Annotated in this window: 8 protein-coding genes and 1 pseudogene; 5 read left to right on the forward strand and 4 right to left on the reverse strand. The window is 70.5% G+C overall.

The features are described from left to right. Together OPU66_RS14500 and OPU66_RS14505 are read right to left on the reverse strand one after the other, a co-directional pair. Nucleotides 1-202: pseudogene (locus OPU66_RS14500) on the reverse strand (ABC transporter permease); the annotation flags it as partial. After that, nucleotides 199-1,113 (reverse strand): ABC transporter ATP-binding protein, encoded by a 915-nt coding sequence (locus tag OPU66_RS14505; RefSeq protein ID WP_498554358.1) that lies wholly within the window; start codon nt 1,111-1,113, stop codon nt 199-201. The pseudogene OPU66_RS14500 and the gene OPU66_RS14505, both read right to left, overlap by 4 nt. 232 nt (nt 1,114-1,345) lie before the next feature. On the opposite strand from OPU66_RS14505, the gene OPU66_RS14510 reads away from it, so the two are divergent. The 5 genes from OPU66_RS14510 to OPU66_RS14530 all read left to right on the forward strand — a co-directional run bounded on the left by OPU66_RS14510 (nt 1,346) and on the right by OPU66_RS14530 (nt 6,422). Continuing rightward, entirely contained in the window at nt 1,346-3,142 is a 1,797-nt protein-coding gene (locus OPU66_RS14510; protein ID WP_498554359.1) for a methyl-accepting chemotaxis protein, read from the forward strand. 118 nt (nt 3,143-3,260) lie between these two features. Continuing rightward, nucleotides 3,261-3,980 (forward strand): PepSY-associated TM helix domain-containing protein, encoded by a 720-nt coding sequence (locus OPU66_RS14515; RefSeq protein ID WP_498554360.1) that lies wholly within the window; start codon nt 3,261-3,263, stop codon nt 3,978-3,980. A 39-nt stretch (nt 3,981-4,019) separates the two neighbouring features. Further along, complete coding sequence (locus tag OPU66_RS14520) at nt 4,020-4,574, forward strand: DUF2271 domain-containing protein (protein WP_498554361.1); 555 nt, start codon at nt 4,020-4,022, stop codon at nt 4,572-4,574. 29 nt (nt 4,575-4,603) lie between these two features. Next, complete coding sequence (locus OPU66_RS14525) at nt 4,604-5,410, forward strand: DUF4198 domain-containing protein (protein WP_498554362.1); 807 nt, start codon at nt 4,604-4,606, stop codon at nt 5,408-5,410. 34 nt (nt 5,411-5,444) lie between these two features. Continuing rightward, entirely contained in the window at nt 5,445-6,422 is a 978-nt protein-coding gene (locus OPU66_RS14530) for an FAD:protein FMN transferase (protein WP_498554363.1), read from the forward strand. Nucleotides 6,423-6,631: 209 nt separating this feature from the next. Here the strand turns inward: OPU66_RS14530 and OPU66_RS14535 are convergent, their stop codons facing one another. Both OPU66_RS14535 and OPU66_RS14540 read right to left on the reverse strand, forming a co-directional pair. Next, nucleotides 6,632-7,315, reverse strand: coding sequence for a Fe2+-dependent dioxygenase (locus OPU66_RS14535; protein ID WP_498554364.1), 684 nt, complete (start codon nt 7,313-7,315; stop codon nt 6,632-6,634). Further along, nucleotides 7,309-7,619 (reverse strand): energy transducer TonB (locus tag OPU66_RS14540; RefSeq protein WP_498554365.1); only part of this gene is annotated, 311 nt, incomplete at its 5' end. The genes OPU66_RS14540 and OPU66_RS14535, both read right to left, overlap by 7 nt.

Consider the following 7,619-nt stretch of genomic DNA (forward strand, 5'->3'; position numbering starts at 1 on the left):
CCTCGGCCCCGGCGGCCAGCGCGACCGGGCCGGCCTGCGCGCCTGCGTCGCGCGCCACCTGTGCGGCCCCGAACCCGCCAATCGCGCCGACGCCGAACATCAGCAGGGGCGCAAGCAGGAACAGCAGAAAGGTCGGCGTCAGCACGGTGGCAGCAAAATCGCGCCGCGCAATCGCCCATGCCGGCTGGAACAAATGCTTCATGCCGCCTCCCGCACCAGCTTGACGAACACCTCGTGCAGGCCCGGCCGTTCGATCGACAGGCCGGCAATGCCGTGCCCGGCGGCGAGCAGCCGGGCGATGACCGGCTCAATCCCTTCATCGGGCACGGCGAAATCGAACCCGTCGCCGCTGGGCGCGGCATCGGCGGGGAGCAGCGCGCTTATCCCGGCATCGCCCGAACGCGGCACGAAATGGGCACGCATCGGCAGCAGCGCGCGCGCATCGGCGACCGTGCCTTCGAAACAGCGCCGGCCATTGGCGATGATCGCCAGCCGGTCGCACAGCCGCTGGGCATGGGCCATGACATGGGTGGAAAACAGGATGGTCGCGCCACGCGCCCGTTCGGCGAGGATCAGCCCTTCGAGTTTTTCCTGATTGACCGGATCAAGCCCCGAAAACGGCTCGTCGAGCACGATCAGCTCGGGCCGGTGGACGATCGCACCGAGCAGCTGGACCAGCTGCGCCATGCCCTTGGACAATTTGCGGATCTTCTGCCCCGCCGCATGGCCCAGCCCGGCCTCCTCCAGCATCCGGTCGGCGCGGGCGCGCCCCTCGCGCCAGGGCAGGCCGCGCAGCGCGCCCATGAACGCAATCGTCTCGCGCGCCGTCATCGCCGGATACAGCCCCCGTTCCTCGGGCAGATAGCCGATGCGGGTGCGCGCCAGCCGGGGATGGGCGGTGCCGAGCAGCTGCCGGCTGCCGCCATCGGGTTCGATGATGCCCAGCAGCATCCGCAGCGTCGTCGTCTTGCCCGCGCCATTGGGGCCGAGCACGCCGTAAACCGCCCCCTGCGGCACGGCGAGATCGACGCCGTCCACCACCCGCCGCTGGCCATAATGTTTGATGAGGCCGCTGGCCTGAACGATGCCCTGATCCAAACGCCGCCTCGCCAACCCTGCGCCATCCAGACGACGCCGGGCGCAACAGGCCCGGTTGCGCCGCAGCCGTCAAGAGGGGCCGCGTGGCGGCGCGCGCGCCAATGCCGGAATATCGCGGTTCCGTAACGTAGACCGGCCCGGCTTTCCTATGATGACAACGTGGGTCAGAGCGCAAATCCGCCGATCCGGCAGACGATGCTCAGCCCGATAGCACAGCTTCCCGGTCGCAAATGCAGCCGGGCAGGACATGAAGGTGTTGAGAATGCTGGCGAACATGACGATCAGGTCGAAACTGTTCGGATGTCTGGCGGTGCTGAGCCTCGCGCTTCTGCTGCTGTCGGGGCTGTTGCTGACGCTGTCGGGCAAGGAGAAACAGGCGCTCGGCGCGATCCTCAACGACCGGCTGGTGCCGCTCAACCAGCTCAACAAAGTGTCGGGCGCCTATGCGGTGCTGATCGTCGACACCGCGCACAAGGCGCGTTCGGGCGCGCTGTCGCCTGCCGCCGCGCTCGCCAATCTCAACAGCGCCCGGGGCGATATCCGCACCAGCTGGGATGCCTATGTCCAGTCGGAGATGACCGCCGAGGAAGCGGCAAATGTCGCCGAAGCGAAAAAGCGCATGGCCGCCGCCGATGAGGCGACCGCCCGGCTGGTCGACATCATCCGCCGCCGCGACGGGGCCGCGCTCGACCGGTTCGTGACCGCCGAGCTTTATCCCGCCATCGATCCGCTGACCGAGCAGATCGCCAGGCTGATGCAGATCCAGATCGATGTCGGCCAGTCGCTCGCGCGCAGCGAAAGCCGCACGGCGACGCTGTTTCAGGTGATCGGCGTGATCGTTGCGCTGCTGAGCGCCGCCGCCGCCGCCGGGGCGGGGCTGGTGATCGCGCGCGCGGTGCTGGCGCCGCTCGACCGGCTGGTCACGACGGTGCAGCGACTGGCGCAGGGCGCGCAGGATGTGGAGGTGCCGGGCTGCGACAAGGGTGACGAGGTCGGCGCGCTCGCCAAGGCCGTGGTCGGCATCCGCGAACTGGGCGTCGCGCGCGCCGCCGCCGATGCCCGCATCGCCGCCGAGCAGACGCATGTCACCTCCAGCCTTGCCGCCAGCCTGCGTGCCGTCAGCAACGGCGATCTGACGGCCATCGTCACCGCCGATTTTCCGGCGGAATATGAAGCGCTGAAGCGCGACTTCAACAGCGCGATCCTGAGCCTGCAGCAGCTGCTGGGCGCGGTGATGGCAAGCACGGCAACCATCCGCAGCGCCTCGACCGAAATCGCCCAGGCGTCGGAGGATCTGTCGCGCCGCACCGAAGGCAGCGCGGCCAGCATCGAGCAGACCTCGGTCGCGGTCTCGCTGATCGACAAGCGCATCCGCGCGACCTCGACCGCCGCCAACCACACGGTGGCCAATGCCGGCAGCACCAGCCGCACCGTCGAGGAAGGCCGGCGCATCGCCGACGATGCCGTGGCCGCCATGGGCCGGGTGTCGGAAAGCGCGCAGGGCATCGACAGCGTGATCGAGGGGCTGGACAAGATCGCGTTCCAGACCCGGGTTCTCGCGATGAACGCGGCGGTCGAAGCGGGCCGCGCCGGCGAGGCGGGGCGCGGCTTTGCCGTCGTCGCCGATCTCGTCTCCGCGCTCGCCATGCGCGCCGAGGAAGAGGCCAAGCGCGCGCGCGACCAGCTCAGCGCCACCCAGGCCGATATCGAGACCGCGGTGGCGGCGGTGGAGCGGGTCGACGGCGCATTGCAGAGCATCGCCAGCGGGGTCGCCCAGGTCAATTCGCTGCTTGGCACCATCGCCGAGGACAATGCCGCCCAGGCCTCGACAATCGGCGAAATCACCGGCGCGATGACCGGCATGGACCAGATGACCCAGCAAAATGCGGCGATGGTCGAGCAGACGTCCGCGGCAGCGCGCGGCCTGTCGAACGAGGCGCTGCTGCTTGCCGAACAGGCCGGGCGGTTCCGGATTTCGAACGACAATTCGCCGACACCCGGCGGGCGCGTCGACCGGCACCAGGGCACGCTGGTCAGCGCCTGACGGGCGCAGACGGCGGGCCTGCCCGCAAGCCGCGCCCGCTGCCGCCGTCCGGGCCGGATAACATTTGCTTTTGATAATCGTTCGCGTTAGTGCGGCGGCACGCCACGCGAAACGGACCATGCACGCTTCCAGATCAACGCTTTCCGCCGATACGCCGCCTGCGCCCAAGGCCACGCCCCGGCCCAAAAGCCGCAAGGCGTTCTGGCTGCGTCAGCTGCACAGTTGGCACTGGATGAGTTCGGCCATCTCGCTGATCGGCCTGTTGCTGTTCGCGGTGACCGGGCTGACGCTCAACCATGCCGCCGATATCGAGGGCAAATCGGTCAGCCGCAGCTTTGAAGCACAGCTGCCGCCGCCGCTCGCCGCGCGGGTGCGCGCCGATGCGGGCGCGGAGGGTGGCGCGGCTACCAATGCCGCCAACGCCAATGCCGCCACCGACGTCAAACGCCCCTTGCCGCCGGCGGTGGCGGACTGGCTGGATGCCAATCTGCCGGTCAAGGCGCGCGGCCTTGCCGAATGGTCGGCCGACGAAATCTATCTGGGCATGCCCCGGCCGGGCGGCGATGCGTGGATCGCGATCGACCGCGCAACCGGCGCGGTGACTGCCGAGACGAGCAGCCGCGGCTGGGTCGCCTATCTCAACGATCTGCACAAGGGCCGCAATGCCGGCACCGTCTGGGCGTGGTTCATCGACATTTTCGTGATCGCGTGCGTGGTGTTCGCGGTGACCGGCCTGTTCCTGCTCCAGCTTCACGCCGCCAAGCGCCGCTCGACCTGGCCGCTCGTCGGGCTCGGCCTCGCCATCCCGGCGGGCATCGCCCTGTTCTTCATCCACTGACCCCCGGGTCATCCACCCCCCCAAGCCGCGAGACGCCTCATGATCCTCACCCACCGCATCGCGCTGTCCCGCCGCCCGCTGGCCATGACCATGGCCGGGGCCTTCGCCCTGCCCTTCGGCGCCGCGCCGCTGTCGGCCCAGACGCTCGACCTGTCGGTCACGCTGCCGCGCCTCGATGTCGCGGAATATCACAAGCCCTATGTCGCCATCTGGCTGGAACAGGAGGGCGCGGCCCCGCGCACGCTCGGCATCTGGTATGATGTCGCCAAAAAGGGCGGCGAAGGGGCCAAATGGCTGCGCGACGTGCGCCAATGGTGGCGCGCGGCCGGCCGGTCGATGCGCCTGCCCGCCGATGGCGTGTCGGGCGCGACGCGCGGGCCGGGCACGCACCGGCTGACGCTCAGCGCCGGGCGCGGGCCGCTGCCGCCGCTTGCCCCCGGCCAATATGTGCTGGTGATCGAGGCGGCGCGCGAGGTTGGCGGGCGCGAGCTGCTGCGCCTGCCCTTTGCCTGGCCGGGGACCGGCGGCACCGCCAGCGCCCGCGCCGCCGGCACGACCGAGCTGGGCGCGGTGGCGCTGACCGTCCGCCGCTGAACCGCGATCATTGCCTGAGGAGACCGAGAATGACCCTGCGTGCCGCCCTTCTGGCGCTTGGCGCGACCGCCCTGCTCGCCACGCCCGCCGTCGCGCACCGGCAATGGATGATGCCGTCCGCCACCGTGCTGTCGGGCGACGATGTCTGGGTGACGGTCGACGCCGCCGTGTCGAACGACCTGTTCTATTTCGAGCATCAGCCGCTGCGCGCCCAGCCGCTGGCAATGGCCCCGGACGGCAGCGCGGGCAAGATCGAGAACTGGGCGACCGGCCGCTATCGTTCGACGTTCGACGTGCACCTGACCGCGCGCGGCACCTGGAAGATCATGAGCGTCAATGACAGCGTGTTCGGCAGCTACAAGCTGAACGGCGTCGAGACGCGGCTGCCGCGCGGCCTGTCGCCCGACCGGCTGGCCGAGGCGATCCCGGCAGGGGCGACCGATGTGCGCACCAGCCACAATGTCTCGCGCAACGAGATCTTCGTGACCGCCGGCGAACCGACGACCGGGGTGTTCACCCCGACCGGCAAGGGGATCGAGCTGGTGCCCGTCACCCATCCCAATGATCTGGTCGCGGGCGAAACCGCCAGCTTCCGCTTCCTGCTCGACGGCAAGCCCGCCGCCGGCCTGCCGGTGACGATCATTCCGGGCGGCAACCGCTATCGCGACACGCTCAACCAGATCGACCTCAAGACCGGGCCGGACGGCGGCATCGCCGTGCGCTGGCCGGGGCCGGGCATGTACTGGCTGAACGTGACCACCGATGCCGCCCCCGAACAGGCGATGCCCGCGCGCCGCGCCAGCTATGTCACCACGCTTGAGGTGCTGGCGCCCTGACGCGCCGCCCATGTCCCTGATCGACTGACCGACGATGCGGATCGCGATTCCGCCGCTGTCACCCGGCCTGTTCGCGGCATCCCCCCCGGATGCCGCGATCGGCCGGGCGGGCGGCGACACCATGGGCACCAGCTGGTCGGCGCAGGTCGCCGGGCTGGACGCAGCGGGCATTGCAGCGCTGGTCGCGCCGGTGCTGGCGCGCACGGTCGCGCAGATGAGCCATTGGGACCCGCAATCAAGCCTGTCGCGGTTCAACCGCCTGCCCTGCGGCCAGTGGCAGGCGCTGGAGCCGGAGTTTGCGGCGGTGATGGCCGCCGCACTCGACCTTGCCCGGCTGAGCGGCGGGGCGTTCGATCCGGCGGCGGGCGCGCTCGTCAATCTCTGGGGCTTCGGCCCGCCGGGGCCGCGCGCCACCCTGCCCGGTGCCGATGACATCGACGCCGCGCTGGCCGCAAGCGGGCATGACGCGCTTGCCTGGGATCCGGCGGCGCGGCGGCTGATGCGGCGGCGCCCGGTGCTGCTCGACCTGTCCGGCATCGCCAAGGGCCATGCGGTCGACATGGTCGCCGATGCGCTGATCGCTGCCGGCCACCGCCATTTTCTGGTCGAGATTGGCGGCGAGCTGCGCGGCCAGGGCCTGCGCCCCGATGGCCAGCCCTGGTGGGTGGATGTCGAAGCCCCCGATGCCGGGCGGACGCCGCTGCTCAGGATCGCGGCGGTCGACATGGCGGTCGCAACCTCGGGCGACTATGTCCGCCGCCTGACGCTTGATGGGCGGATCTATGCCCACAGCCTCGATCCGCGCACCGGCGCGCCGGTTGCCCATGGCACTGCCTCGGTCACGGTGATCGCGCCCCGCTGCATGACCGCCGATGGCTGGGCGACCGTGCTGACCGTGCTGCCGCCCGAGCGCGCGCTGGCGCTGGCCGACCAGCACGGGATCGCCGCGCTCGGCCTTGGCCGCGACGGCCGCGAATGGCAGTCGCGCGCGCTTGGCGAGATGCTGGGCTGAGCGGATCGGGCTGGTTGCTGCGGCGTGCGCCGCTGGGGCGGCGATAGGTTTGTGGTGCGGCTCACGGCGCGGGGGCGGCACCAGGTTGTTTGCTGTGCGGCTTACGCCGCACGGGCGGCACCGGCCCTCACCCCCACCCGGCCTCCCATATTATACTGCCGTTGGGAGGCCGGGTGGGCGTGAGGGCCGGTGCCGCGAAAACAGGCCCGTCAGCCGACCTCGGCCCAGCGGCGCAGCAGATTGTGATAGACGCCGGCCAGATCGATCACCGAGCGGTCGCCCGCGCCCAGCGTTGCCGAGACGCGCTGCACCGCCTGATCAAGGTCGAACAGCAGCCGCCGCGCGCCCTCGTCGCGCACCATCGACTGGATCCAGAAGAATGACGCCACCCGCTCGCCGCGCGTCACCGGCTCGACGCGGTGGACGCTCGATGCCGGATACAGCACCATATGCCCGGCCGGCAGCTTCACCCGCTGTTCGCCGAACCGGTCTTCGATCACCAGCTCGCCGCCGTCATAGCTGTCGGGATCGGCCAGGAACAATGTCGCCGAAAGGTCTGACCGCAAACGAAAATCCGGCCCGCGCATGCGGATCGCATTGTCGATGTGCGCGCCGAACGCCTGCCCCGCGCCATAACGGTTAAACAGCGGCGGAAACACCTTGGCAGGCAACGCGGCGGCGATGAACAACGGGCTGCGGCCAAGCGCCTCCAGCACCATCCGCCCGGCGGCCTGTGCGGCCTCGCTGTCCTGCGGCAGTTGCAGGTTGCGCTTGGCTAGCGCCGACTGGCTGCCCGAGGTTTCATTGCCATCGACCCAGAGCGCGGCGTCGATGACCGCGCGCAGCCGGGCGACGGCGGCGGCATCGAGCATATCGGGAATGGCGATCAGCATCGGCCGGCCGCGTTGGACAGGATGAAGGGAATCTCGATCGTGCCGCGCACCGGCACGGCGACCCCGTCGCGGATCACCGGCGACCAGCGCCAGCGGCGCACCGCGTCGAGCGCGGCGCGGTCCAGCCGGTCATGCCCGCTCGACCGCGCGAGATCGAGCGCGGCGACACGCCCCTCGGTGTCGAGGCGCGCGGCGAGCAGCACGACACCCTGTTCGCAGCGGCGGCGGGACTCGATCGGGTAACGCGGCGGCGGGGCCGACACCATGGTTGCCGACAGGTCGCCGCCCTCGGCCACCGCCGGCC

Source organism: Sphingomonas sp. URJC2 (genome assembly GCF_059803575.1).